The sequence below is a fragment of the Aeromonas sp. HMWF016 genome, assembly GCF_963878195.1.
GTDB lineage: Bacteria > Pseudomonadota > Gammaproteobacteria > Enterobacterales > Aeromonadaceae > Aeromonas > Aeromonas lacus.
This window is the reverse complement of record NZ_CAWNWX010000117.1, coordinates 48,267-72,255: the sequence shown is the minus strand read 5'-3', so window position 1 is coordinate 72,255 and position 23,989 is coordinate 48,267. Positions and strand designations below refer to the sequence as shown.

The 23,989-nt window shown below is 57.0% G+C and carries 23 protein-coding genes and 1 pseudogene; 12 read left to right on the top strand and 12 right to left on the bottom strand.

Translation table 11 applies throughout. The features are described 5' to 3' along the window. Window positions 1-227: 227 nt before the first annotated feature. From AACS24_RS20600 to AACS24_RS20580, 5 genes are read right to left on the bottom strand one after another with little or no spacing between them, the layout of a single operon-like run. Window positions 228-449, bottom strand: a complete 222-nt coding sequence (locus tag AACS24_RS20600) for a hypothetical protein (RefSeq protein ID WP_021230108.1) — start codon at window positions 447-449, stop codon at window positions 228-230. Window positions 450-452: 3 nt separating this feature from the next. Beyond that, complete coding sequence (locus AACS24_RS20595; RefSeq protein ID WP_146181436.1) at window positions 453-686, bottom strand: hypothetical protein; 234 nt, start codon at window positions 684-686, stop codon at window positions 453-455. A gap of 60 nt (window positions 687-746) precedes the next feature. Further along, window positions 747-1,067 (bottom strand): hypothetical protein, encoded by a 321-nt coding sequence (locus tag AACS24_RS20590; RefSeq protein WP_031227589.1) that lies wholly within the window; start codon window positions 1,065-1,067, stop codon window positions 747-749. Window positions 1,068-1,094: 27 nt separating this feature from the next. Beyond that, window positions 1,095-2,576, bottom strand: a complete 1,482-nt coding sequence (locus tag AACS24_RS20585; RefSeq protein WP_108571840.1) for a replication initiation factor domain-containing protein — start codon at window positions 2,574-2,576, stop codon at window positions 1,095-1,097. Beyond that, window positions 2,563-2,814, bottom strand: coding sequence for a hypothetical protein (locus tag AACS24_RS20580; RefSeq protein WP_021230105.1), 252 nt, complete (start codon window positions 2,812-2,814; stop codon window positions 2,563-2,565). Before AACS24_RS20580 ends, AACS24_RS20585 begins: the two co-directional genes overlap by 14 nt. A gap of 124 nt (window positions 2,815-2,938) precedes the next feature. Here AACS24_RS20580 and AACS24_RS20575 point away from each other — a divergent pair, with 124 nt between their 5' ends. The 3 genes from AACS24_RS20575 to fabA all read left to right on the top strand — a co-directional run bounded on the left by AACS24_RS20575 (window position 2,939) and on the right by fabA (window position 5,994). Continuing rightward, entirely contained in the window at window positions 2,939-3,301 is a 363-nt protein-coding gene (locus tag AACS24_RS20575; protein WP_108571839.1) for a helix-turn-helix domain-containing protein, read from the top strand. 79 nt (window positions 3,302-3,380) lie between these two features. Continuing rightward, entirely contained in the window at window positions 3,381-5,357 is a 1,977-nt protein-coding gene (locus AACS24_RS20570) for a Lon protease family protein (protein ID WP_033113553.1), read from the top strand. A 76-nt stretch (window positions 5,358-5,433) separates the two neighbouring features. Continuing rightward, window positions 5,434-5,994: a 3-hydroxyacyl-[acyl-carrier-protein] dehydratase FabA gene (fabA, locus tag AACS24_RS20565; protein ID WP_033113552.1), complete on the top strand. Its 561-nt coding sequence runs from the start codon at window positions 5,434-5,436 to the stop codon at window positions 5,992-5,994. A gap of 87 nt (window positions 5,995-6,081) precedes the next feature. Here the strand turns inward: fabA and rmf are convergent, their stop codons facing one another. The 4 genes from rmf to rlmKL all read right to left on the bottom strand — a co-directional run bounded on the left by rmf (window position 6,082) and on the right by rlmKL (window position 10,811). Then, entirely contained in the window at window positions 6,082-6,261 is a 180-nt protein-coding gene (gene rmf / locus AACS24_RS20560) for a ribosome modulation factor (protein ID WP_005315693.1), read from the bottom strand. A 158-nt stretch (window positions 6,262-6,419) separates the two neighbouring features. Further along, window positions 6,420-8,330, bottom strand: a complete 1,911-nt coding sequence (gene uup, locus AACS24_RS20555) for an ATP-binding cassette ATPase Uup (protein WP_108571838.1) — start codon at window positions 8,328-8,330, stop codon at window positions 6,420-6,422. A gap of 73 nt (window positions 8,331-8,403) precedes the next feature. Further along, on the bottom strand, window positions 8,404-8,634 hold the full coding sequence (locus AACS24_RS20550) for a glutaredoxin family protein (protein WP_108571837.1): 231 nt from the start codon (window positions 8,632-8,634) through the stop codon (window positions 8,404-8,406). After that, entirely contained in the window at window positions 8,634-10,811 is a 2,178-nt protein-coding gene (gene rlmKL, locus AACS24_RS20545) for a bifunctional 23S rRNA (guanine(2069)-N(7))-methyltransferase RlmK/23S rRNA (guanine(2445)-N(2))-methyltransferase RlmL (RefSeq protein WP_181364250.1), read from the bottom strand. The genes AACS24_RS20550 and rlmKL overlap by 1 nt, the downstream gene beginning before the upstream one ends. A gap of 250 nt (window positions 10,812-11,061) precedes the next feature. Between rlmKL and AACS24_RS20540 the strand changes: the two genes are divergently transcribed. From AACS24_RS20540 to AACS24_RS20500, 9 genes are read left to right on the top strand one after another with little or no spacing between them, the layout of a single operon-like run. Then, window positions 11,062-11,430 (top strand): response regulator, encoded by a 369-nt coding sequence (locus AACS24_RS20540; protein ID WP_033113548.1) that lies wholly within the window; start codon window positions 11,062-11,064, stop codon window positions 11,428-11,430. Between the two features lie 16 nt (window positions 11,431-11,446). Then, the gene (locus AACS24_RS20535) at window positions 11,447-11,767 is read left to right on the top strand and encodes an STAS domain-containing protein (RefSeq protein ID WP_108571836.1); all 321 of its coding nucleotides are present in this window, start codon (window positions 11,447-11,449) and stop codon (window positions 11,765-11,767) included. After that, complete coding sequence (locus AACS24_RS20530) at window positions 11,754-13,928, top strand: chemotaxis protein CheA (protein WP_108571835.1); 2,175 nt, start codon at window positions 11,754-11,756, stop codon at window positions 13,926-13,928. The genes AACS24_RS20535 and AACS24_RS20530 overlap by 14 nt, the downstream gene beginning before the upstream one ends. A gap of 43 nt (window positions 13,929-13,971) precedes the next feature. Continuing rightward, a complete protein-coding gene (locus AACS24_RS20525) occupies window positions 13,972-15,648 on the top strand; it encodes a methyl-accepting chemotaxis protein (RefSeq protein ID WP_108571834.1) in 1,677 nt (558 codons plus the stop codon). Between the two features lie 10 nt (window positions 15,649-15,658). Continuing rightward, window positions 15,659-16,192 (top strand): chemotaxis protein CheW, encoded by a 534-nt coding sequence (locus AACS24_RS20520; RefSeq protein ID WP_033113544.1) that lies wholly within the window; start codon window positions 15,659-15,661, stop codon window positions 16,190-16,192. Further along, a complete protein-coding gene (locus AACS24_RS20515) occupies window positions 16,192-17,055 on the top strand; it encodes a CheR family methyltransferase (RefSeq protein ID WP_108571833.1) in 864 nt (287 codons plus the stop codon). The genes AACS24_RS20520 and AACS24_RS20515 overlap by 1 nt, the downstream gene beginning before the upstream one ends. Then, a complete protein-coding gene (locus AACS24_RS20510; RefSeq protein WP_104014820.1) occupies window positions 17,052-18,122 on the top strand; it encodes a protein-glutamate methylesterase/protein-glutamine glutaminase in 1,071 nt (356 codons plus the stop codon). The genes AACS24_RS20515 and AACS24_RS20510 overlap by 4 nt, the downstream gene beginning before the upstream one ends. 11 nt (window positions 18,123-18,133) lie before the next feature. After that, window positions 18,134-19,363 (top strand): EAL domain-containing response regulator, encoded by a 1,230-nt coding sequence (locus AACS24_RS20505; protein WP_108571832.1) that lies wholly within the window; start codon window positions 18,134-18,136, stop codon window positions 19,361-19,363. Between the two features lie 42 nt (window positions 19,364-19,405). Further along, window positions 19,406-21,070 carry a methyl-accepting chemotaxis protein gene (locus AACS24_RS20500; protein ID WP_308810145.1) on the top strand — a complete coding sequence of 555 codons (1,665 nt, stop codon included), beginning with the start codon at window positions 19,406-19,408 and terminating at the stop codon, window positions 21,068-21,070. Between the two features lie 237 nt (window positions 21,071-21,307). Here AACS24_RS20500 and AACS24_RS20495 read toward each other — a convergent pair whose 3' ends face one another. The 3 genes and pseudogenes from AACS24_RS20495 to AACS24_RS20485 form a co-directional block, all read right to left on the bottom strand. Next, a complete protein-coding gene (locus AACS24_RS20495) occupies window positions 21,308-21,844 on the bottom strand; it encodes a cell division protein ZapC (protein ID WP_108571830.1) in 537 nt (178 codons plus the stop codon). Between the two features lie 90 nt (window positions 21,845-21,934). Continuing rightward, complete coding sequence (pyrD, locus tag AACS24_RS20490) at window positions 21,935-22,945, bottom strand: quinone-dependent dihydroorotate dehydrogenase (RefSeq protein WP_033113539.1); 1,011 nt, start codon at window positions 22,943-22,945, stop codon at window positions 21,935-21,937. Window positions 22,946-23,019: 74 nt separating this feature from the next. Then, window positions 23,020-23,989 (bottom strand): annotated as a pseudogene (locus tag AACS24_RS20485) (NAD-glutamate dehydrogenase); the annotation flags it as partial.

The window sequence follows — 23,989 nt, the reverse complement described above, 5'->3', positions numbered from 1 at the left end:
AGGCAGACAGGTAACCGAGTGGCCATCGTCACGTTTCCCAACTGGACACCGACAGGGCAACCAGCAATAGCAAACGCCAGCGATGGAAATAACAGTAAAAGCCAAGCTAAGCGCACACAGCCCCCAATATAAAAAAGGCGACCGGAGCCGCCTTAAATAGAGAAGGATGATCGCCATCCCTCGACAAAGAACAAAAACCAGAGCGTCCCAATAAGCAGGGACATGGTTTAAGCTTTACGGATAAGGGAAATGACGATACCTGTAGCTGTCACCAGTGCGACTACCAACAACACTTTGGGAGAGGTTGAGGTTACATCGGCCTGAGCTGCCTCCATCGCTTTACCGGCTGCATCCGCGAGACCAGTTCCCTCGGCCATGGCCGCATTAGCAGACAGACCACACACAGCCGCAATACATGCATTACGGAACAAACCTGATACTTTTTTCATTTTTTATCCTCTTTTTGCACCAACAATTACACGGGCAATTGCGCCCAACTTTACGCCTAAGACCCAAATAGCAAGGCCAGAGCCAAAGGCTATTCCCACGGTGGATATATCGAACTGGAACCAGTTTGATATATCCGTGAGTCTGGAATGCTCCTGAACAGTCAGCAGCACATATTTACAGGCATCCCCCTCGGATAAACGGGCATATCCTTCGGCGGTAATATCAAGACAAAGCATGGTCGCGCCCTCGTCGTCGCTCGCTGCGCGCTCTCGCTCCTCCTCCTCGCGGCGCGGTGGTTAGACCGGTTTTTTGCTGGCCTGATAGCCAACAACAACGTTGCGGGTCGGGTTCTGCGGGTCGGCTTCCAGCACCAGATCAATGGCGACCAGCTTGGGGCAGTCGGCCATCTCCTTGATGGTGGCAGCATCATTACGCAGGGCCAGCTGGCGAACTTCGTAGCCCCAAGAGGTGATATTGCACTCGGGCTTATTAACGTTATTGGCCGGAGCCAAGTATTCGACCTGTGCAAAATCATACGGAACCGGCGAACCCGATTTACGAGATACACCAAAGCCATGAGTAACGCGCGTTACCAAGATACCTGTGAGCAGGGACATATTACTTACCTCGTTGAAGAACCATCATTAGGTCGAAATTAGACAATGTTCACCCGATATAAACTCGGGTGGTAACGGCATTCTTAACCGCACGGGAATATCATCTTCTTTTAGATGCGCAGTTAATTGGTTAACAATCACCGCCGGGGCTAACCCTTCAATATTTGCTAACCAATTAACGAGCCGGCCGGCCATGCGAGCCATATTGAATACAGCGTTATCACGACTGGTTTTGAACTTGTTCTTAAATGTGGTCACACGAACAGGTTCGACATCGGCCTGCTTGAGTGAATCCAGCCATTTAGCAAACTGCGGATACATACCGGCAAAGAAAGGATCCGGATTAACCAGAACCTCCAGCGGGATCACCCGGTCTTTGTTATGTAGCTCGCCTTCGGCGCGCACCCAGTTCGGATGCTCGGTCGATTGCATCTGCTTACCTTTCTCATACACCCGGGCACATTTGCCATTGATGCGGCTGCCAACATAGAACGAGCATCCCTTGGTCGGGGCCATGCCATAGCGCTTGGCAATCCCTTTGGAGATCTCGGCTATCACGAACTCGCCCGACTCGATCTTCATCCATGACGGAGCACGGCCACGTTCTGGATGGAATTCCCCAGACTCAGCACCGGAGATCGCATCTTGATAGGAGATCACGTCGCCGCTGTAGTCATCGAGCGCCAAGTCGACCCGGGTGATGCGAATGGATGGAATGTGAGAGATAACATCATGCAAAGCTTGGAAATCGAGGGCCGCACAACCCACGCCAGAAAAACTCACCATGCAGCCATGGTTGGCCGCCCCCCAACCAATCAGGCCGCAGGGCAGGCCATCACAAAGCAGATCTGCAGAGTGGGTATAACCATGCAGGCCAGAACGACGCGGACGCATCGAAAAGCGAGGGGCGGGGATAGGAACCCCAATCCGGGTATTCAGCTCCTCGAGCCACAACTCGATTTCGGCACAGCACAGGGCATCAAGAAACTGAACCCCATAGCAGTCGATCAAATCGTTGTAGGCTTCCCAATACTTGGCGCCTTCGACCACCTCGAACTGGGAGAACTCCAGCAGGGTAGAGCAGACCGTCTTCAGCTCTTTACGGATATCAGCGCGAGACTTGTACCCAGAGTGCAGCACCTGTTCCAGCATGTCCGCCATGGACGGCGTGCATACAGGGGAGGGGGCTTTACAGATCACAGGCTGGGGCGTGGCCTTGTCACAAAGGCGTTCTGTCACCTGATCAAAGCGGGTGAGGGGATTGAACCCAGCCGGGCGTTTCCAAAGATAACGCAGTTCATTGACCGCTGGCGTGGAGAACGCCGCCTGAATAGAGGGATTGTTGGTCTCGAAACGTGGGATCGCTTTTAAGAACGCACCTTGCTTGGCCAGCTCGGTCATCCGGCGTAACTCATCGGGAGACCATGTGAATGACAGATAGTCGATCAGGGTTTTGTTGCCGATAACGCTATTTATCGGCATTACGGCGCCAGCATTATGACCAGTCATCGAAGAAGACTCCCTGATCATAGAAACCTTGCCATGTCTCTTCGGTAACCTCGACCAGCTCGAACGCGGTATCGGGATACGTCATAGAGAGGAACACCCGCAGTTCGTAGAGGTCGCGGAACATCTCAACCTGACCCGCGATACAGGCGGAGTAATCGCCAGTCGGTTCAGCCTGCCAATAGACCTTGCGCTCGGTGAGCGGCAGCAGATCTTGGTTTTGTGGGCTAAAGTGGGTCATGGTTCATGCATTCAAATGATTTGTTGAATGGATTCAATCATACGAATTGTTGAATGGGAACAAGCCGTTTTTTGCCAAAATCGGTATGATGAGCTGATTGTCTAACCACTCAGGAGACAAAAAGATGGACTCCAATACGCTGATTCAGGCCTACATGAGAGCCAAAAAGTACAGCCAATTGCAGGAAGTCGCAGCAGACTTGGGATTTACCACTTCCTATATCTCTGCAGTGAACAAAGGAAAGTCGCAACTCACTGATGCAACTGCAAAAAAGATTGCCGAGGAGATCGGCTTGGACGTGCAAGAAGTGTTGCTAAATCTGGCGGCTGTCAGGGAGACCAATCCAGAGCTAAAGCGTGCTTGGTATGACATTTTAGCGAAGTACACAAAAGGTACAGGCGCGGCTGTAGCCCTTGTGGCTGCTATGTTCCTGACCCCTAGCCACGGGACTGACATGACTGCGCATAATGTATATTATGTTAAATGATGTATCTTGTTTTCTGTTCCCACTAAGTGAACTGTGTATAATGGCAACAATTGATCCTCTCTCCGACCGGATGTCTTAAGTGGCTGAATTAACATCAGAACAATTAAAACCTGCTTTTGCGATTGAACAGTTTCCAACCCTCAGCGAGCTAGAACCCATTCCGTTTGCTGCGCTGCAACCCAGAGCCATTTCTGCCATCAAACGGTTAGCCAGTTTTGATGGTGACTGCCCGGTCATGCTGCTCAACGGGTTCCCCGGCGCAGATTACGAAGATGTCTGCCGTACCCTGATTGCCGCCTCCAACGGCAAGGATGGCGATCTGTTCGACCTCTGCTATACCGAGAACCTCAACAACCCCTTCAAACCGATCTGGTTGCGCCTGCAACCAGGCACTGGTATCGAGTTTTGCGAGATGGTTGGTGAATTGCTCAAACTGATGAGCCACCACCTCGATGCCGAGCGTCTGGTGACCCGCATCATGCGCAAGCAGAACAACGATCCCAAGATCGATGACTTCCTCTCCGATCTGGCCGCCCATGTGGCGCTGGGTTTGGAATTCCAGCATCCGGTGCTGATCAATCTGCTCATTCATCACGAAGAGCAGGAAGCGCCGGTGATCTACGGCCGCGACCTCAACTGGGATACCCTGTTTGGCTCCATCAACTACCAGACCGAGCAAGGCTCCGTCTATGCCAACCAGCATCTGCTGGAGCCGGGTCTGTTACGTCAAGCCAACGGTGGATATCTGATCCTGCAACTGGATGAACTGCTCGATCAGCCTCACCTCTGGTTCAAGCTCAAAAATGCCATGCAAAAAGGCGAGCTGGACTGGAACGCCTATCAGGAAGGCAAGACGCTGACCCCCTTCTTCACGCCGGAAGCGACCCCCATCAAGCTCAAGCTCATTCTGGTGGGCGATCGTCTCGACGTGGCCGAGTTCCAGATGCTGGATCGGGATATGTCCGAGCGTATCTTCCTGCGCGCAGATCTGGTCTCTGAAGTGAACATCGAAGAAGATCTGCAGGAGTTTTTGCAATATCTCGCTTGGCTGCGCGAGCGTTGGGAACTGCTGGATTTTACTCCTGCCGCCCTCGCCGCTCTATGCCGTCACGCCAGTCGTCTGTGCGATCATCAGGAGTGGCTCTCTCTCTCCGAGGTGCAACTCTCCGCCATCATGCGGATGGCTGACAGTCTGGCACGCGAACTGGAAGCGGACGTCGTCACCGACGAGCATATCCGCGGCGCGCTGGAGGAGCAGGATTACCGCCTCAACTATCTGGTGGAACAGTCCGATCAGGGTGTTATCGATGGGCAGATCCTGCTGCAGACCGATGGTGAAGAGATTGGCCAGATCAACGGTCTCTCGGTCATTCAGGTCTCCGGTCACCCATATGACTTCGGTGAACCGGTACGTCTGACCGCCACCGTTCATCTGGGTGATGGCGATGTGGCGGATATCGAACGCAAGGCTGAACTGGCCGGCCATATCCATGCCAAGGCGATGATGATCATTCACGGCTACCTCTCCAACAAGTTTGGTGCCGAGAACCCCTCTCCTCTTTCCGCCAATTTGGTGTTCGAACAGTCCTATCACGAAATTGATGGTGACAGCGCCTCACTCACCGGTTTGTGTGCCCTGCTATCAGCCCTCGCCCGCCAGCCCATTTACCAGCACTTTGCGGTAACGGGTGCGGTCGACCAGTTTGGCAATGTACAGGCCGTTGGCGGCGTCAACGAGAAGATCGAAGGCTTCTTCCGGGTGTGCAAGATCCACGGTCTGACTGGCAAGCAAGGCATCCTGCTGCCCGGCACCAACGCCCAGCAGCTTAACCTCTCTGATGAGGTGATCGCTGCAGTCGAAGCGGGCCAGTTCCATATCCACCCGGTGGATCATGTGGAAGAGGCCATCGAGCTCTTGACTGGCTGTGTGGCGGGTGAACCTGACATGCCAGATACCCTGTTCGGCCGCATTCAGGAACGACTGGATGAGCTGAACGGCAGCACGGCGAAAGTCGGGCTCCTGCGCGCCCTTCTTGATCGGCTGTTTGGCCGCTAATGAAGTGATCGGAGTTGTTTAGCGCACATCTGTACGCTAAATTGGCGCAGCTTTACTCATTTGAAGGAAACTCAGCGTGACCGTAGACAATTCGACCCTGGAAGCCCGCCTTTCCCTGTGTGAACAGGGCAAGAACTCTTTTACCCGTGAAGAGCTGCTGGCTTGCAGCCGTGGCGAACTCTTTGGTGAGGGTAACAGTCAGCTGCCCGCCCCCAACATGTTGATGATGGATCGCATCGTCAAGATCAATGACAACGGTGGCGAGCACGGCAAGGGCGAGATCCTGGCAGAGCTCGACATTACCCCCGATCTCTGGTTCTTCGATTGCCACTTCCCGGGAGACCCCGTGATGCCGGGCTGTCTCGGTCTGGATGCCATGTGGCAACTGGTTGGCTTCTTCCTCGGTTGGAAAGGCGGCCCCGGCAAAGGCCGTGCGCTGGGTGTAGGTGAAGTGAAATTCACCGGCCAGATCCTGCCGACCGCCAAGAAAGTGACCTACAAGATCACCTTCAAGCGGGTCATCAACCGCAAACTGGTGATGGGCATTGCCGACGGTGTCGTTGAAGTTGACGGCCGCCCCATCTACAGCGCGACCGACCTGAAAGTGGGCCTGTTCCAGGACACCACCGCATTCTGATTGATACGAACCTGAATGTGGCGAAAGCCACAACGCAAAGGGGCCACAACGGCCCCTTTCCTTTTGTAATGAGTGTAATGAAGTAACTTACTTCATGAAGAGGCCTGAGCCCCGCCCTTCCATGGCATCTCGCCAACCACCAAGCCAGTGCCCACGGGCATCCAGACATTGATACGGACACGCTTCTTTCTGTTTGCCGACCACGCCAGCCTGATAACCACGAGCACGAGCTCTTTCCAGACGGTCCCGTTTCTGTCTCTTCATCATCTACGACCCTCTTCGTGGAACAAAAAAAGCGACCAATTCTTCATCGGTCGCTTTCATCTTTACCCCAGCAGGGAGGGAGGGTCAAACAAAAATTTCCATGCTAACCCCCCTCTGTGACATAAGGCACTGAACTCAATTAAATTTAAATTACAGGAAACTTATTCCTGATTTTTGAGTCCTTCCAGCTCTTCCCAACGAGCAAATGCCTCCTCCAGTGCCGTCTCGGCGGCACTCAATGCGGCCAGTTTGGGCTGGGTCTGCTCGCTTGGCAGGGCGAAGAAACCGGGTTGGTTGATCTCCCCTTGCAGCGCATCGAGCTCGGCTTCCAGCTGCTCAAGACGCGCCGGCAGACCATCCAGTTCAAGCTGCAGCTTGTAGGAGAGTTTTTTGCCTTTCTTCGGTGCCTCGCTCACTGTGGCTACCGGCTCGGGAGCCTTCACCGGTGTGCTCTTGGCCTGTTGCTGAGCACGCTGCTGCTCACGGGTCGCCATCATGTCGGCATAGCCGCCCACGTAATCGCTGATGCGGCCATCCCCTTCAAACAGCCAGCAACCGGTTACCGTATTGTCGATGAAGCGACGATCGTGACTGACCAGCAGCAGAGTGCCCGGATAGTCCGCGAGCAGCTCTTCCAGCAGCTCCAGAGTCTCGACGTCGAGGTCGTTGGTCGGTTCATCGAGGATCAGCAGGTTGCTTGGCTTGAGGAACAGCTTGGCCAGCAGCAGACGGTTTTTCTCACCGCCAGAGAGCGCCTTGACCGGGGTGCGGGCCCGCTTGGGTTCGAACAGGAAGTCCTGCAGGTAACCGAGGATGTGGCGGGAGCGACCGCGTACCATCACCTCCTGCTTGCCCTCCCCGACGTTGTCCACCACTGTCTTCTCGGGATCGAGCTGTTCGCGGTACTGATCAAAGTAGGCCACTTCCAGATTGGTGCCCTGACGCACCGAGCCACGAGTGGCATCTAGCTGACCCAGCAGCAGCTTGATCAGGGTCGACTTGCCGCACCCGTTGGGGCCGACCAGCGCAATCTTGTCGCCACGCAGCACCTGCAGATCGAGTCCCTCGAACAGGGTGCGATCACCAAAGTCGAGCCCCAATCCTTCAGCTTCGAATACCAGCTTGCCAGAGCGGCTCGCCTCATCGAGTTGCAGTTTGGCTTTACCCTGCAGTTCGCGACGCTGGGTTCGCTCCATGCGCATCGCCTTGAGGGCGCGCACCCGCCCCTCGTTACGGGTACGGCGGGCCTTGATCCCTTGACGTACCCACACCTCCTCCTGAGCCAGCTTGCGATCGAACTCGGCATTTTTCAGCTCTTCGACCCGCAACCACTCCTCTTTGCCCTGCTGGTACTCGTCATAGTTGCCAGGCCAGGAGGTGATCACGCCGCGATCCAGATCGATGATCCGGGTTGCCAGCTTGTGGATGAACTCACGGTCGTGGGAGATGAAGACGATGGCACCACGGAAATCCTTGAGGAACTCTTCCAGCCAGTTGATGGCCTCGATATCCAGGTGGTTAGTCGGCTCGTCCAGCAGCAGCAGATCGGGATCGCATGCCAGTGCACGGGCCAGAGCCACCTTGCGCAGCCAGCCACCGGAGAGACTGTCGAGGGTCACGTCAGGATCAAGACCAAGCAGGGTCAGCACCTGATTGATACGGGTCTCATACTGCCAGCCATTCTGATAATCGAGCTGCTCCTGCAGCTGGCTCATCTTGCGAATGTTGGCATCGGACGGGTCACTCGCCAGCGCCATGGAAACGTGGTGATACTGCTTGAGCAGCTCACCGACTCCGGCCAGCCCTTCGGCGGCGTAGTCAAACACGGTGAGCTCGCTCGAGGTGGGCGGATCCTGCTCAAGACGAGTCACTTTCAGATCCTGCTGCAACACCAGACGGCCATCATCGAGCGGCAGTTCGCCGGCAATCACCTTCATCAGGGTGGACTTGCCCGCCCCGTTGCGCCCCACCAGACAGAGGCGCTCGCCTCGCTCGATAGTCAGCTCGGCCTTGTCGAGCAACGGAAAATCACTGAACGACAGACTCGCGCCGTGCAATGTTAAAAGAGCCATGTTTGTTCCTTATCTCATATGAAAAAACGGGCAACAGACTGGGTCTGCCCCCGTTTCATCGTCAAATCACAAATCAACCCTGACGAGCGAGCCAGCCTTTGAGCTCCACCAGCGTGAAGGGCCAGCCCAGCTCGCGGCCCGCCTCGTCCCGCAGCACCGGAATACGCACCCGATAGGCCTCAAGCCAGCCGGCATCGTCCATGATGTCGCAGCGGCGGGTCACATCGCTTACCCCCGCCTCCTCCACCAGCGCCCACGCCTGTTCGCACAGGTGGCAACCGTCGGTGTGAAACAGGGTCAGCATCAGGCCGCAGCCCCGCTATCGGCATGGGTGATGATCCAGCAGTTGTGGATGTGCTGGTTGCGCTCGAAATCCTTCGGCCGGGTCTTGCTGGTGATGTTCTGTGCCTTGAGACCAATGGCCTCGAGACCGGCCAGATCCATCTTGAAGTGGCGCTTGTTGTTGGAAAAGACCAGGGTGCCACCAGCGGCCAGCAACCGCTTCAAGTGCTGCATCAGCAGCAGGTGATCGCGCTGCACGTCGAAGCTCTCGTCCATCCGCTTGGAGTTGGAGAAGGTGGGCGGATCGATGAAGATGAGGTCGTACTGCTCGTCCGCTTCCGACAGCCACTTCAGGCAGTCGGCCTGCACAAATTTGTGCTCCCGACCCACCAGCGAGTTTAGGCGCATGTTGTCCTGAGCCCAGTTGAGGTAGGTGCGCGACATGTCCACCGTGGTGGTTTCGCTGGCACCGCCAAGACCTGCGTGCACAGTGGCACTGCCGGTATAGGCGAACAGGTTGAGGAAGCGCTTGCCCTTGGCCATCTGACCCAGCATGCGGCGGGTCTGACGGTGGTCGAGGAACAGCCCGGTATCCAGATAGTCGTAGAGGTTGACCCACAGACGGGCACCGTACTCCTGCACTTCCATCCGGTGCTGCTCTTCGGAGAGCTTCTGATACTGCTGTTTGCCTTCCTGACGCTCACGCACCTTCAGGATCACCTTCTCGCCGTCCATGCCGGTCACCTTGATGGCGGCCTGCACCATGTCGAGCAGACGCTGACGAGTCTTCTGGGCGGGGATGTCCTTGGGCGCGGCATACTCCTGCACCACCAGATAGTCCTGATAGCGGTCGATGGCGGCGTTGTATTCCGGCAAGTCGGCATCATAGAGACGGTAGCAGTCGAGATTCTCTTTCTTGGCCCACTTCTCGAGCGCCTTCAGATTCTTGCGCAGACGGTTGGCAAAGTCCTGCGCCACCTCTTTTTGCGAGGCGACGGCATCGAGCGCGATCTGGTAGTTACGCAGCTGACACTCGAGGGCTCCGTTGAACAGACGATATTGCTTGTCGGCACGCAGGCGCAGACAGCTGAGCAGTTCAGGAGATGCGGACAGAATGGAGACTCTCCACCCCTGGAAGCTGCGACGCAGGGCATCGCCGAGAGCCTGATGCACTTCCAGCAGGGCCGGGAATTCGCCAAGACGCTCGCCATAGGGCGGGTTGGAGATCAGCATACCGACCTGACGAGCCTCGCCTTCCACAGCCGGCATCGGCAGCGGATTTTCCAGCTGGGTCACATCAGCCTGCTTGAAGGTGATGAGATGGGCGACACCGGCGGCTTTGGCGTTGTCACGGGCTTTGAGCAGCACGCGGGAGTCGGCATCACAACCAAACAGTTTCACCTCGCAGCGCTGCATGCCGCGTTTGGCGCGCACTTGCGCTTCCATCATCAGGCTCTGCCACAGCTCGCTATCGTGCTGCAGCCAGCGATCGAAACCGAAGCGTTCGCGGCGCAGGGCCGGCGCCATGTCGGCGGCGATAAAGGCCGCTTCGATCAGCAGAGTACCGGAGCCGCACATCGGGTCCATCATGGGCTCGCCGGCCCAACCGCTACGGGCGATCATGGCGACCGCCAGGTTCTCTTTGAGCGGTGCTTCACCGGTGCCCTGACGATAGAAACGCTGATGCAGCGCAGGGCCTGACAAGTCCAGCGTGATATTGGCCTTGCCTTTGCCCAGATGCGCCATGATGCGAATATCCGGGGATTTTTTGTCAACGTCCGGGCGCACATGACCGCGCTTGGTAAAGCGATCGACGATGGCATCCTTGATCTTCAGGGCGCCATATTGGGTATTGCGAATGGAGGCGTTGGTACCGGTAAAGTCCACCGCAATGGTGGCGGTGCCGGAGAAGTGCTCTTCCCAAGGAATGGTGTGGGCACCGAGATAGAGATCCAGATCGTCGTTCATCTGGAATTCGGAGAGCACCAGTACGATGCGGGAAGCCAGACGGCTCCAGAGACAGGCCTTGTAGCCCACCGCAAGTTCGCCTTTGAAGTGGACGCCGGCCACGGTCTCACGGACCTGCTCTGCACCCAGATTGGTCAGCTCGTCGGCCAACAGGTTTTCCAGCCCCTTGGGGCAGGTTGCAAAAAATTCTTTCATCACGCTCACGGGGAACCCATAAAAATAGTCCCGCATTATACCTCATCAGGTCACTCTGAGCATGCAAAAGTGGCTGACAATGACAGGAGATACGGCGTGATAAGTGCCTATTGAACCCTTTCCGTAGTACCTTAAAAAGCGCAAGTCCTCCCCTTCCCCGATTTTTGTCCTGCACACGTCGATCCAGTTTTAAAAAATCCACACACATCAACTTATTGGACAACAATTAGGAGGTCTCGACCCATGTCACCCGGATATCTATAACGCCTGTGAACGAGTCACCTTTATGACCAAAACCATCCTTGTTGTGGAAGACTCCGCCAGCATCAGAGCCACCATTACCATGACGCTGCAAAGCGCCGGTTTTAGCGTGATCGAAGCGGATGATGGAAATGCGGCCCTCTCTCGCCTCGATGGCCAGCGGGTACATCTCATCATTTCCGATCTCAACATGCCCGGCATGGACGGAATGACGCTGCTGCGCCATCTCAAGGCGCAGGCAACCACCCGCTATATCCCATTCATCATGCTGACGACGGAAAACTCGCCCGAGATCCGCCAGGAGGGGTTCGATGCCGGCGCCCGTGTCTGGCTGACCAAGCCATTCGAGCCGCTGAAGCTTATCGATGATGTCTACAAGGTGGTGCAACCATGATACGGGAGCACAAGGTATGAGTTTTGAACTGGATATTATGCACGCACCTCCCGCAGCAATTCTCACTGGGGAGTTCACCATCATGACGGTGGCAGAGTTGCAAGACGATCTCTTCGGTCTGCTCAACTTTCCTGTTGCCCTGCTGGATTTGAGCCAGCTTGAAGCGCTCGATAGCTGCGGCGCGCAGCTTATCGCCCTCCTCCAGCAAGAGGCCAATACCCAAGGCAAGCGGCTGCGGATCAAGACGGGAGATGGCAGTGAAGCCGAACTGGCGCTGGGTCAGCTCGGACTGCTTTCGTCCCTCACCAGAGCGGAGGGGCCCGATGGACGTCAATAAAGCGCGCGCCCTCTTTTTCGAGGAGGCTTACGAGCAGTGTGATCATCTGGAGCAGGCGCTCCTTGATCGCGAAAGCTACCCGGCTAATTCAGAAACCTACAATCTGATGTTTCGCACTGCCCATACCATCAAGGGTTCAGCCAGCATGCTGGGCCTCACCATGCTGGTGCGCTTCGCCCACGCCATGGAGAACATGCTGGCGCGGCTTCGCAGCGGCGAGTTACAGCTCGATGAGCATCTGATCAACCTGCTGCTGGCCTGCAATGATCAGCTGCGCGATCTGTTGCAAGGGGCCGAGCACAACCCCGAGCTGCCACAGACCGAGACCCAGCAGATCCTGGCCCTGCTTTCCCAACTGCAGGGCCATCAAAGTTTGCCAACCCAACCTGTCGTAGTGCCGCCACAGAGCGTTATTCCTTCGCAAGATCTCAGGCGCTGGCATCTCTCTGTGCGTTTTTATCCTGCGCTCTATCAGGATGGCTTCGACCTGCTGGCCTTTATCCGCTATCTCGGCAATCTGGGAGAGATCGTCTTCATCGAACCGGTCTGGCACGAATGGCCGCCTTTGCAATTGCTCGACCCGACCGAATGTTTCCTTGGCTATGAGATTGGCCTGCACAGTGCTGAATCCCCCGAGCGGATCCGTAGTACCTTCGACTTTGTCGCTCATGCCAGCATCATCTGCCTGCTGACGCCTCATCAGGATCTCGCCGAGTTTGCGGCGCAAGGTGAACGGCTGGCCCAGTGGCGCAACGAACCGCTGACGGCCCAGCTTGCCCGCTGGGAGGCTGCCGACGTCCTGAGCCGTGAAGAAGCGGCCGCCATTGAGCGGGGCGACTATCGCCGCGGCCAAACCAACGAACCAGACAGCGCATCCGCCGACACTTCGCCATCATTTTCACAACCTGCGCAGCCAGAGCCGGAACAGCCGGTAACACCTCAGCCCAAGCCAGCCTCGCTGCGCAGTGAAGGGCACTATATCCGCATTGAGGCCGCCAAGCTGGACAGGCTGATCAACCGGGTCGGCGAACTGGTGATCGCCACCTCCGCGACAACCCTGCAGGCCAGATTGCGAGGAGATGCGGAGCTGGTCGAGTCGGTGGCCGCGGTCAATACGCTGGTCGAGGGGATCCGCGACGACGCCCTTACCCTGCGCATGGTGCCCATCAACGAGATCTTCAATCGCTTTCCCCGGCTGGTGCACGAGCTCTCCCAGCAGACCGGCAAGAACATCAGCCTGCACATCAACAACGCCGAAACCGATATCGACAAATCCATGGTCGAGAAACTGACCGATCCCCTGATGCATCTGGTGCGCAACGCCGTCGATCACGGTATCGAGAATGAGGCGCAGCGCCTTGAAGCTGGCAAGGCGGCTGGCGGCGTGGTCACCCTGAACGCCTATCACGACGCAGGCGCCGTAGTGGTTGAAGTGAGCGACGATGGTCGCGGTATCGATCGCGACAAGATCCTGGCCAAGGCCCAGACGATGGGCATGGCTCAGGAGGGAAAAGTCCTGAGCGAGCAGGAGATATTCCAGTTCCTGTTCCAACCCGGCTTCTCAACTGCCAGCGGTGTCAGCGATCTCTCGGGTCGCGGTGTCGGGCTCGATGTGGTCAAACGCAATCTGGAGTCCCTGCGGGGCGAGACCACCATCGAGAGCCATCCTGGCCGCGGCACGACCTTCCGCCTGCGGCTCCCGCTAACCCTCGCCATCATCGACGGTTTTCGCATCGAGGTGGATCACTCTTCTCTGGTGATCCCCCTCGACATGATGCTCGAGTGCATTGATCTGCCGCCGGATGCGCTCGATACCCCCTCGCGCCAGATCAATATCCGTGGCGAGTGGGTGCCTTTTATCGTGCTGCGCGAGCTGTTTGCCCTTCCCCCCGCCGACGAGCCCGAGTTTGTCGTCATCGTCGACTATGCCGACAACCGCGCCGGCATTGTGGTGGATCGCCTGATTGGCGAAGTGCAGGCGGTGATCAAACCACTCGGAGAGCTGTTCAGAACGCTGCGATATGTCAGCGGTTCAACCATTTTGGGCAATGGCCAGCCGGCCCTCATTCTTGATGTACCACAGCTTATCGAGCTGGCCAGGCGACGGGAGTTGCACTTGATCCACCAGCATGCCGATACCCTCTCCGGCAGCAGAACCTGATTGACCACATACTGTTATCAACCGCTTTAACGGAGTCAAAACCATGGACTGGTTTCACAACTTGCAAGTCAGAACAAAACTGGTGCTCTCGTTTTCCATTTTGATGGTGCTGCTGGTGACCTTGACCGTCACCAGCTACTACTCCACCAAAACGATGACACTGCTGGTTAAAAACATGCACGCCAACCAGCTGGTGCCCATTCGGGATCTGGCCAACGCCAACATGCAGGCGATCTACATGAACCGGGCTCTCTATCGCTATGTGCTGGAGACCAAGGAGGAGAGCAGAAAGCTCAATGCAGGCAACATCCTGCGTTACGAGAGTCAGCTCAACAAACTGCTCGATGCCTATCGCAAAACCTATCTGACCCAACCTGAAATCGATGCGCTGGCGCGCTTCGACCAATCCTGGGTCACCTACAAATCCTATGCCGATATCATCATGCGCACCGCGCAGTCGGACACCGGAGACAATGTCAACAACCAGAAAGCCGCCCAGATCATGGCCGAGCAAGGCCGCCCGGCCTTCGACAAGTCAGATGATCTGCTGACCGAGCTGGTCAATATCAATGATCGCCTCGCCACCCAGTCGTTGAAAGAGAGCGAAGATATCTATCAGGACAACCTGAGCCTGCTGATCCTCATCTCCAGCTCGGCCTTCGTTATCTGTCTGGTTCTGGCCATGCTGGTCACCCGCAGCATCCTTCGCCAGCTGGGGGGCGATCCCTCCTATACCGTACAGGTGGTTTCCCGTGTCGCCGCCGGGGATCTCTCGACTCCGGTCAAGCTGCGCAGCGATGACACCAGCAGCCTGCTCTTTGCCATCAAGAGCATGGCCCATCGCCTCTCCGATATTCTCAACGAGGTGGGTGCCATGTCGGAAGCCATCGGCTCGGCCTCTGAACAGGTCGCCGCCACCGCCAACTCGCTGTCGCAAACCTCCTCCGAACTGGCCTCCAGCGTCGAGCAGACCAGCGCTTCCGTCGAGGAGATGGCGGCCACCGTCAGCCAGAACGCCGACAATGCCAAGGTCACCGAGAACATCTCCACCAAGGCTGCCAGCAGTGCCACCGAAAGCGGCAAGGCGGTGGGCGAGATGGTTCACGCCATGAAGGAGATCGCCTCGCGCATCACCGTCATCAACGACATCGCCAACAAGACCGACCTGCTGGCCATTAACGCCGCCATTGAAGCGGCCCGCGCTGGTGAACACGGTAAGGGCTTTGCCACCGTGGCGGCCGAGGTACGTAAACTGGCGGAGCGCTCGCAAAATGCCGCCAAGGAGATTGGCGAGCTGGCTGGCCGTTCGGTCAGCGTCGCCGAACAGGCTGGCACCCTGCTGCGGGAGATGCTGCCGGGGATCGATCAGACTGCCACTCTAGTGCAGGAGATCGCCTCGGCATCCCGTGAACAGCGTGCCAGCGTCTCCCAGATCAATATTGCGGTGACCCAGATCAGCGATGGCATGCAGGCCTCTGCCGCTTCGGCTGAAGAGCTGAGTTCGACCTCGGAAGAGCTGAGCTCCACCGCTCTGCAGTTGCAGGAGCTGATGCAGCAGTTCACCCTGCGCGGCGGCAACAACCGTCAGCCCACCCAGTTTCATGCCGCCGGTTACAGTGCCAGACCGGTCATTCCGAAAAAGAGCACGCTGAGCCAGCACCTGCACCAAGACGACGATCTGGAGCGGGAAGTGGACGATGGCAAGTTCAGCAACTATTAGGAGCAGCCCAATGCGCACAACACATGCCCCTGATACTGTCACCTCCCACTTCCACTGCGTGACCTTCATGCTGGGAGGGGAGCTCTACGGGGTCGATATCGGCTGCATCCGCGAGATCATCGAGTTCGAGGGGATGACGCCGGTGCCCATGATGCCGCGCTTTGTCAGGGGGATCATCAACCTGCGGGGCGCCGTGGTGCCGGTCATCGACCTCTCGATCCGCTTTGGCCGGGGGCAGACCCCGATCCAGCCCACAACCTGTGTCGCGATCCTTTCACTGCCCAACAGCAATGGCGAAGAGCAGGAGATCGGCATGCTGCTCGACTCCGTCTGCGAGGTGCTGGAGATTGCCACCGACACCATAGAGCCGGCCCCGACCTTTGGCGCCCATATTCGCGGCGACTTCATCCAGGGGGTGGTCACCATCGCCCAGCAGTTCGCCATTCTGCTCGACATGCACAAGGCGCTCTCCATCGCCGAGCTGAGCGCCATGGCCGAGGCCACCACCAGCCAGCTCTTCAACAGCGAACAAGGGGGCTATTAGTGGCGGCATCCCTCACCACCCCGGATCAGGGGCCGGTGCTCACCCAAAGAGAGTTCGAACTGTTCCGGCGCTTTATCTTCACCGCCGCCGGGATCGATCTCGCCCCCTGCAAGCGGGCGCTGGTGCAATCCCGCCTCGCCAAGCGGCTGCGGGCGCTCAATCTCACCAGCTACTACGGCTATTGGGAGCGGATCAACCAGCCACAGAATGTGCAGGAACGGCAGATCGCCATCAATCTGCTCTCTACCAACGAAACCTATTTTTTCCGCGAGGCACAGCACTTCAGCTGGCTGAAACAGCATGCCGAACAACTGCACGCCAGCCGCCATCAACCACTGCGGGTCTGGTCTGCCGCCTGCTCGACCGGAGAGGAGGCCTACTCCGCCGCCATGGTGCTGGCCGAACAGCTAGGTATCAACGAGCGCTGGCGGATCTACGGCACCGACATCAACACCCGGGTGATCCCCTTTGCCCAGCGCGCCATCTATGCCGTGGAGCGGGCCCAGCATGTTCCGCCTCACCTCTGGATGCGCTATTTTCAACGGGGTCACGACGAATACGCGGGCAAGGTGCGGGTGAGGCCCGAGCTGGCTAGAAAAGTGTCATTCTCCAACCTCAACCTGCTCACCTGCAGCAACTTTATCGAGCGAGAGTTCGACGTCATTTTTCTGCGCAATGTGCTTATCTACTTCAACGAAGAGACCAAAGGCCAGGTGCTCTCCCAATTGTGTGAGCTGCTCAGGCCCGGTGGTTATCTGCTGGTCGGCCATTCGGAGATCATCCGCCAGCAGGATCTGCCACTGGTGCAGGAGGCTCCTTCACGCTATCGCTGCCAACCTCAGCTTTTCAAGGATGAAACATGACCATACGGGTATTGATCGTTGACGACTCGGCACTGGTGCGGGAAGTGCTGACCCAGATGCTGGGCAAGGCTGCCGATATCGAAGTAATGGGGGCAGCATTCGATCCCATCTTCGCCATGCAGCAGATGAAAAAGAGCTGGCCCGACGTCATCATTCTCGATATCGAGATGCCCCGCATGGATGGCCTCACCTTTCTGCGCAAGATCATGAGCGAGCGCCCGACGCCGGTCATCATCTGCTCTTCCCTGACCGAAGAGGGCGCCACCATTACCCTGGATGCCATGGCTGCCGGTGCCATCTCCATCATCACCAAGCCCGCTGTCGGCATCAAAAGCTTCCTGCAGCAATCGGCCAACGAGCTGATCCAGGAGATCCGTACCGCCGTCAACGCCAAGCTGCGCAACCTGCTGCCAGACCACCAGCAACCCGGTTTTACTCCCCCTCCCAAACGCACCGCCGATGCCATGCTCTCGCCCCCGCCGGAGCGGGTCAAATTTCGCACAACCGACCGGATCATCGCCCTTGGCACCTCCACCGGCGGCACCCAGGCCCTTGAGTATCTGCTGACCAGACTACCGGTCACCTGCCCGGGGCTCGCCATCGTGCAGCATATGCCGGGGCGCTTTACCGCCTCGTTTGCAGAGCGCTTGAACGGCCTTTCCAAGATTGAAGTCAAAGAGGCAGCCACCGGCGATCGCCTGCTGCCCGGGGTGGCGCTGATCGCCCCCGGTGGCAAGCATCTGCTGATCCAGCGCAGTGGTACCCAGTATCTGGCAGAGGTGAAAGAGGGCCCCCCCGTCTCTCGTCACTGCCCCTCGGTCGATGTGCTGTTTCGCTCGGTGGCGGTGAGTGCCGGACATAACGCCCTTGGCGTCATCATGACCGGCATGGGGGATGATGGCGCACGCGGTATGCGCGAATTGCATGACACCGGCGCTCGCACCATCGCGCAGGATGAGGCGAGTTGTGTGGTCTTTGGCATGCCCAAGGAGGCAATCGCCCACGGCGGGATCGATGAAGTAATGTCCCTTGCCCAGATAACCCAGACGCTTGGCCGTCCCGATTGAGAGGAACCACCATGTCCCTAGAACAATGGCAGGGCCGCAGCGCCCTGGTGGTCGATGACTCCCGTACCCAGCAGTATGAGGTGACCTGTCTGCTGCAAGAGCTGGGCTTTGGCCAGATCCATCTGGCCAGCGATGGCCAGGATGCCCTCAACAAGCTGCAGCAACTGGAGCATGTCGATCTGCTGCTGACCGATCTCAACATGCCGGGAATGGATGGGGTCGAGCTCATCAGCCAGCTGGAGAAGCACACCGGCTATCAGATGTTTGTCGCCGTGATGAGCGCCGTGGATCGGGATGTGCTGGATGTTATCCACTCCATCGCCGATGCCGGCACGCTGGAGGTGATCGGCGTACTGGCCAAACCGCTCAGAGCCCAGGAGCTGCGCAACATGCTGCAGCACTGCGATCCGCGGATCCATCGGGAAAACAACAAATGGATGCAGCTCACCTTCACCAATGACGATGTCCGCCATGCTCTGGAGCAAGGCCAGCTGGTTCCCTTTTTGCAGCCCAAGATCACCATGAGCGATGCCAGCCTCTATGGCTTCGAGGCGCTGGTACGCTGGCATCACCCCGAGCATGGCACCCTGCCCCCGGTCTGTTTCGTTCATCATCTGGAAGAGGGGCCGCTGGCGCTCGATTTTTTCTACGCCTTCCTGCAAGCCACCTGCGAGGCGCTCAACAAGCTCACTCTGCAGGCCGGCCAGCTCAGCTGCTCCATCAACCTGCCGGTCTCGCTGCTGACCACCGACAAGCTGGTGGAAACCATGGTGGAGATCGTGCAGGCCCATCGCCTGCCCTGTCAGGCCATCATCATCGAAGTCACCGAAACCACCTTCATGTCCAACCTCGCCGTGTCACTCGGTACCCTCGCCCGCCTGCGGCTGCGTGGCTTCGGTGTGGCAATGGACGATTACGGTACCGGCTACTCCTCGATGAAGCAGTTATCCCGCTGCCCGTTTACCGAAATCAAGATAGACAAGGAGTTTGTTCACGATGCTCATACCAGCCCCAAGAAGCTGGCCATCCTCACCTCCGCCATTGTGATGAGCCAGAAACTGGGGCTCAAAACGGTCGCAGAGGGGGTTGAGAGCGAAGAGGATTGGCATCAACTGGCCTTGTTGGGGTGTGATTTGGCCCAGGGCTATTACATCAGTCGCCCGCTGCCGGTTGAACAGATTGCACACTGGTTCGGCGAGTGGCAGGCAAAAAACGCTATTTATCCGCAAGACCAACCCTGATTGGGAAAATAACGTAAATTTAAGGTGTCGTGTAATTTCGGCATGGAATGCAAATACATCAGCATGAGGCTCTATATGATAAATCTGATCCGTCTTGTATCGATTAAAGTGCGACTGATGCTCGCATTTCTGTTTGTCAACCTGATCCTGATCGGGGTGGGTGTATATGGCAAACAAAATACCTCGACCGTCAACGACATGTTGAATGACATGTATCTCAACATGCTGGTCCCGATCAAGGATCTTGCCAACGCCAATATGCAGGCCATTTATCATAATCGCTCGCTGTTTGATTATGTGATTGAGCCGACCAAGCCGGGCATGGATGCCATCGCCAGTAAAATGGATGGCTACGAACAGAAGATGAACGAACTGCTCAACAAATATCGTGCGACCGAGCTGACCGAGCCGGAAAAAGCGGCGCTGGCCGATTTTGATCGTGCCTGGCCCCTTTATAAAGAGGCGGCCAAAAAAGCGATGGCAGCCAGCTACGCCAATGATAACGACACAGCGGTCAAATTGATGAAGGGTGAGGCGTCTGCGGCGTTTCAGGTCGCCGATGACCTGCTCAGCAAGCTGGTGGATATCAACCAGGGGCTGGCTAAGAAAGCCTATGACGATAGCGATGTGATTGTTGCCGATATCACTACTGCGACCTACACCATCATCGCCATCTCGGTCGCCCTCTCGGTCGTGCTTGGCTGGCTGCTTAGCCAGAGCATCAACCTGCCGCTTGGCAACATCATGGAAGAATTGAAACAATTGGCCGCCGGTTATCTCACTGGCAGTGATAATCGTGACGGGCAAGACGAGATCACCCAGATGCAGCTCTCCATGGGTAACGCCCGCCGCAGCCTGCGCAACATCGTATCCACCATGCAGCATGCCGCCGAAGGGCTTAGCGCCAGCTCCTCCCAGCTGGTCGCTGCGGCACAGCAAGTCAACACCAGCTCCCAGCAACAGTCGCTGGCGACCGCCAACACGGCTGCATCGGTAGAAGAGCTGACTACCTCGGTCTCCCAGCTCTCCTCCTTTGCCAATCAGGCCAACAGCGTGGTGATGGAGTCCGGTGAAATCGCTCACGCCGGTGAGGAGCAGGTCAAGCGGGCGTCGCAGGAGGTGGTGCGCGTTACCAACGCGGTCAACGAATCTGCCAAGCAGGTGCAGGGATTGTTTGATGACATCACTCGCATCAGCCAGATCTCGGTGATGATCCAGGGGGTAGCCGATCAGACCAACCTGCTGGCACTCAACGCGGCTATCGAGGCCGCCCGGGCTGGCGACATGGGCCGCGGCTTTGCGGTCGTTGCCGATGAGGTACGTACTCTGGCAGCCCGCACCACGCAAGCCACCCAGGAGATCAACGAGATGCTCCAGTCAATCCAGCAGGGGGCAACCGGCGCGGTCAAGGGGATGAACGCCTGCTCCGACAGCATGGGCACGGTACGCGAGACTACCGACAACTCCAGCCACACCATGGCGCAGGTCGATCAGAGCTCCCGCAAGGTAGTGGGTCTTATTCAGGAGATCAGCTCCATGCTGCATGAGCAAGCGGCTGCCAGCCAGCTGATCGCCCAGTCGGTCGAGGAGATCACCCAGATGTCGCTGGAAAACGTCTCGGCCGCCGAGAGCGTCAACCACGATGCCTCCCAGCTGACCGACATCATCAAACAGCTCGACGAGGGGATCCGCTTCTTCAAGGTGTAAAACGGGCTCAAAACAGGATCAGATGCAAAGTGGCGGGCAATCCCGCCACTTTTTTATTTCAACTTCACGTTGGGCAACTCTCTGTTTCGATTCCCAAGCACGCAATCAAGCCATTCGCTAAACAACGGCGGCATCACTCTCTGGGAAAACTGAAATATAAGCAAATAACGGGGTAACGATGTGAGGAAATAGAGGCAGATAAATGGAACTGAGAATGGCGGCGACAGGGCGCCGCCTTCAGCTGACCTGACGATATTGCTCTGTCAGGACAATACGAGGGGTCATCCGGTTATTCATCACCTTGATAACGCCAAAACGGGGCAAGGTTTTGCTGGTTGTCAGTACAAAATCCTGAGTCAGGTTCATGCAGACACTCGCCTGGTCACCCGCTTCAATGACCATAAATTCCCCTCTGCCGTGGGGTGTATTCATCCAGACCAGATCGCCATTTTGTGGCGATATAACAGGGTGCTGTTCACCAAAAAACCAGCTTTGTGGCATCAGGGGTTTATAAAAACGGCTCACTGCGATGGCATTAAGCACCAACTGAACCTGATGAGGAATACTCCACGCCAGTTCTGCCGCTTTATCCATCAATTGATAATAGAGCGCCGCATCATCAACACAAAAAGGCTGGGTGGTAAATGAACTGGGTACCAATTGCCGCCCTTTATATTCGGTGGCAAATAGCATGTTATCAGACAGGTCCAACATCAGACGGTCATTCTGGGCATCATAGTGCCATTGCCAGCTATCGGTCGGTTGGATAAGCATGCGGGAGCCCTTACTTGATAATTACCAGTTGACTTTATTCCATATGCAGGAAATCAGCAACGTCAAATAAAGGGCTCCCCCATCTATTTCTTAAATATTGGTCACAATCTCTTTGACCAGACCCGGTCCTTTATAAATAAAACCGCTATAAATTTGTACCAGACTGGCACCAGCAGCCAATTTTTCCCGCGCCGCCATGGCACTATCGATACCACCGACCCCGATAATTGGCAGAGCCCCATCAAGCGCTTTGGCCAGATGACGGATCACCTCGGTGCTCTTGTGCTGCAGCGGACGACCACTCAGGCCACCTGCTTCACCGGCATGGGGCATGTCGTAAATCATCTCGCGCTCGAGGGTGGTATTGGTGGCGATGACACCATCGATGCCATTGCGAACTAGCGAAGCGGCAACCTGATCTATTTCCTCGAAGCTCAAATCTGGCGCAATTTTTACCGCCAGCGGCACATATTTTTTATATTGGGCGGCAAGTTCTTGTTGCCGGGTTTTCAGCGCGGCGAGCAATTCATCGAGCGCCTCGCCATATTGCAGCGAACGCAAACCCGGGGTGTTGGGGGATGAGATATTGACGGCGATATAACCGGCATGGTCATACACCTTGTCCATGCAGAAGAGGTAATCATCCTTGCCCTGCTCGATGGGTGTATCTTTGTTTTTGCCGATATTGATGCCAATTACCCCCTGATATTTGGCCTCTTTGACCCGCGCGACCAGATGATCAACCCCCTTGTTGTTGAATCCCATCCGGTTGATGATCCCCTCTGCCGGAATAACCCGGAACAGACGCGGTTTGTCATTGCCGCTTTGCGGTCTGGGGGTAACGGTACCGACCTCGATAAAGCCAAATCCCATGGCCCCCAATGCATCAATACACTCCCCATCTTTATCCAGACCGGCCGCCAACCCCACCGGATTGGCAAAAGAAAGCCCCATAACAGTGACGGGGCGTTTCGGCAAATTCTGGCGGAAGAAACAATCGAGTGGCGTACCGAGAAGGCGGGGCAAATATTTCATGGAGAGATCGTGAGCCTGTTCCGGATTGAGTTTGAACAGGAAATGCCTGGCGATGGGGTACAACATCTTTGCTCCTTAAAGAAAGCCCCGGCAACTGGCCGGGGCTTTGGGTGTTATGCCGCTGTTATGCCTTCAGGCAATTACAGTGATCGGCAATTCAACTGGAGCAGGTTCAACTCTCGCAAGGCCACCGAGAACTTGGCGAACTCGTGGGTACTGGTGGTCTTGAAGTCGGCCAACATATGGGTCCAACGGGACAAGAGTTGTTCATGCTCCGAAATCCAGTCGGCCAGTATGGTAGCGCATTCTCCCTGATCTTTGCACCCTTCCAGTACCACGGAAGTGAGACTGCGCTGCTGCCAGTCCAGATCTTCGCGGAAGGAGGCCCGCGCCATCGCCTGCCAGTGGTTGCCAACCGGCTGATGGTTGATCTGGTCGAGGAACCAGTGCAGATCCAGCTTGGCGCCAAGGCGGTAGTAGACATTGGCGGCACGCAGGATGTCGGTCTTGTGCTCCGCGGCAATCTGCGCCAGATCCAGAGTGGAGAAGAGGCTGCTCATATGGGCGACCTGACGGGCGATGGCCTCCGGCACCTGTTTCTCCACCAGCTTCTGCACTGCCAGCTTGTGCTCGGCCACTTCGCTCTCATCCATGACCTCATAGAGGTGCTGGCTCAGGGTTTCGAAGGCCGGGCGGAAGAAGGCGATGTTCTCGCTGATGCTCCAGCTGCGATTGCGGGCGCGCAGGAACCAGCGGGTGGCGCGGCGTACAATGCGGCGGCTGTAGAACATCAGCTCGAGCTGGGTCTCTGCCCCCACCAGGTTGTCGCACCCTTCGATGTCGCGCCACAGCCGGTTCATGCCAAACACCTCGCGGGCCATGGCAAAGCAGCAGGCCACTTCGGCGACCGAGGCTCCGGTCTCGTCCTTCATCCGGCTGGCGAAGTTGAGCCCCATGTCGTTGACCAGCATGTTGGCTACCCGGGTCGCAATGATCTCGCCACGCAGCGGATGCTGGGCCAGTGCCGCACCGAACTGCTGCTGCAGTTTGGGCGGGAAGCTGGTGACCAGCATGTTGGCCAAGAACGGCTCGTCGGTCACTTCCGGGCAG

Coding starts and splice junctions, on each gene's coding strand:
- AACS24_RS20495 (WP_108571830.1), bottom strand. CDS start 21,844: ATGCTTATCCAACCGACCGATAGCTGGCAATGGCACTATGATGCCCAG.
- AACS24_RS20510 (WP_104014820.1), top strand. CDS start 17,052: ATGACCATACGGGTATTGATCGTTGACGACTCGGCACTGGTGCGGGAA.
- AACS24_RS20590 (WP_031227589.1), bottom strand. CDS start 1,067: ATGTCCCTGCTCACAGGTATCTTGGTAACGCGCGTTACTCATGGCTTT.
- AACS24_RS20550 (WP_108571837.1), bottom strand. CDS start 8,634: ATGCTGACCCTGTTTCACACCGACGGTTGCCACCTGTGCGAACAGGCG.
- pyrD (WP_033113539.1), bottom strand. CDS start 22,945: ATGTTGTACCCCATCGCCAGGCATTTCCTGTTCAAACTCAATCCGGAA.
- rmf (WP_005315693.1), bottom strand. CDS start 6,261: ATGATGAAGAGACAGAAACGGGACCGTCTGGAAAGAGCTCGTGCTCGT.
- rlmKL (WP_181364250.1), bottom strand. CDS start 10,811: ATGCGGGACTATTTTTATGGGTTCCCCGTGAGCGTGATGAAAGAATTT.
- AACS24_RS20580 (WP_021230105.1), bottom strand. CDS start 2,814: ATGACCCACTTTAGCCCACAAAACCAAGATCTGCTGCCGCTCACCGAG.
- AACS24_RS20520 (WP_033113544.1), top strand. CDS start 15,659: ATGCGCACAACACATGCCCCTGATACTGTCACCTCCCACTTCCACTGC.
- AACS24_RS20500 (WP_308810145.1), top strand. CDS start 19,406: ATGGAATGCAAATACATCAGCATGAGGCTCTATATGATAAATCTGATC.
- AACS24_RS20530 (WP_108571835.1), top strand. CDS start 11,754: ATGGACGTCAATAAAGCGCGCGCCCTCTTTTTCGAGGAGGCTTACGAG.
- AACS24_RS20540 (WP_033113548.1), top strand. CDS start 11,062: ATGACCAAAACCATCCTTGTTGTGGAAGACTCCGCCAGCATCAGAGCC.
- AACS24_RS20575 (WP_108571839.1), top strand. CDS start 2,939: ATGGACTCCAATACGCTGATTCAGGCCTACATGAGAGCCAAAAAGTAC.
- AACS24_RS20505 (WP_108571832.1), top strand. CDS start 18,134: ATGTCCCTAGAACAATGGCAGGGCCGCAGCGCCCTGGTGGTCGATGAC.
- AACS24_RS20535 (WP_108571836.1), top strand. CDS start 11,447: ATGAGTTTTGAACTGGATATTATGCACGCACCTCCCGCAGCAATTCTC.
- AACS24_RS20600 (WP_021230108.1), bottom strand. CDS start 449: ATGAAAAAAGTATCAGGTTTGTTCCGTAATGCATGTATTGCGGCTGTG.
- AACS24_RS20595 (WP_146181436.1), bottom strand. CDS start 686: ATGCTTTGTCTTGATATTACCGCCGAAGGATATGCCCGTTTATCCGAG.
- AACS24_RS20525 (WP_108571834.1), top strand. CDS start 13,972: ATGGACTGGTTTCACAACTTGCAAGTCAGAACAAAACTGGTGCTCTCG.
- uup (WP_108571838.1), bottom strand. CDS start 8,330: ATGGCTCTTTTAACATTGCACGGCGCGAGTCTGTCGTTCAGTGATTTT.
- AACS24_RS20585 (WP_108571840.1), bottom strand. CDS start 2,576: ATGACTGGTCATAATGCTGGCGCCGTAATGCCGATAAATAGCGTTATC.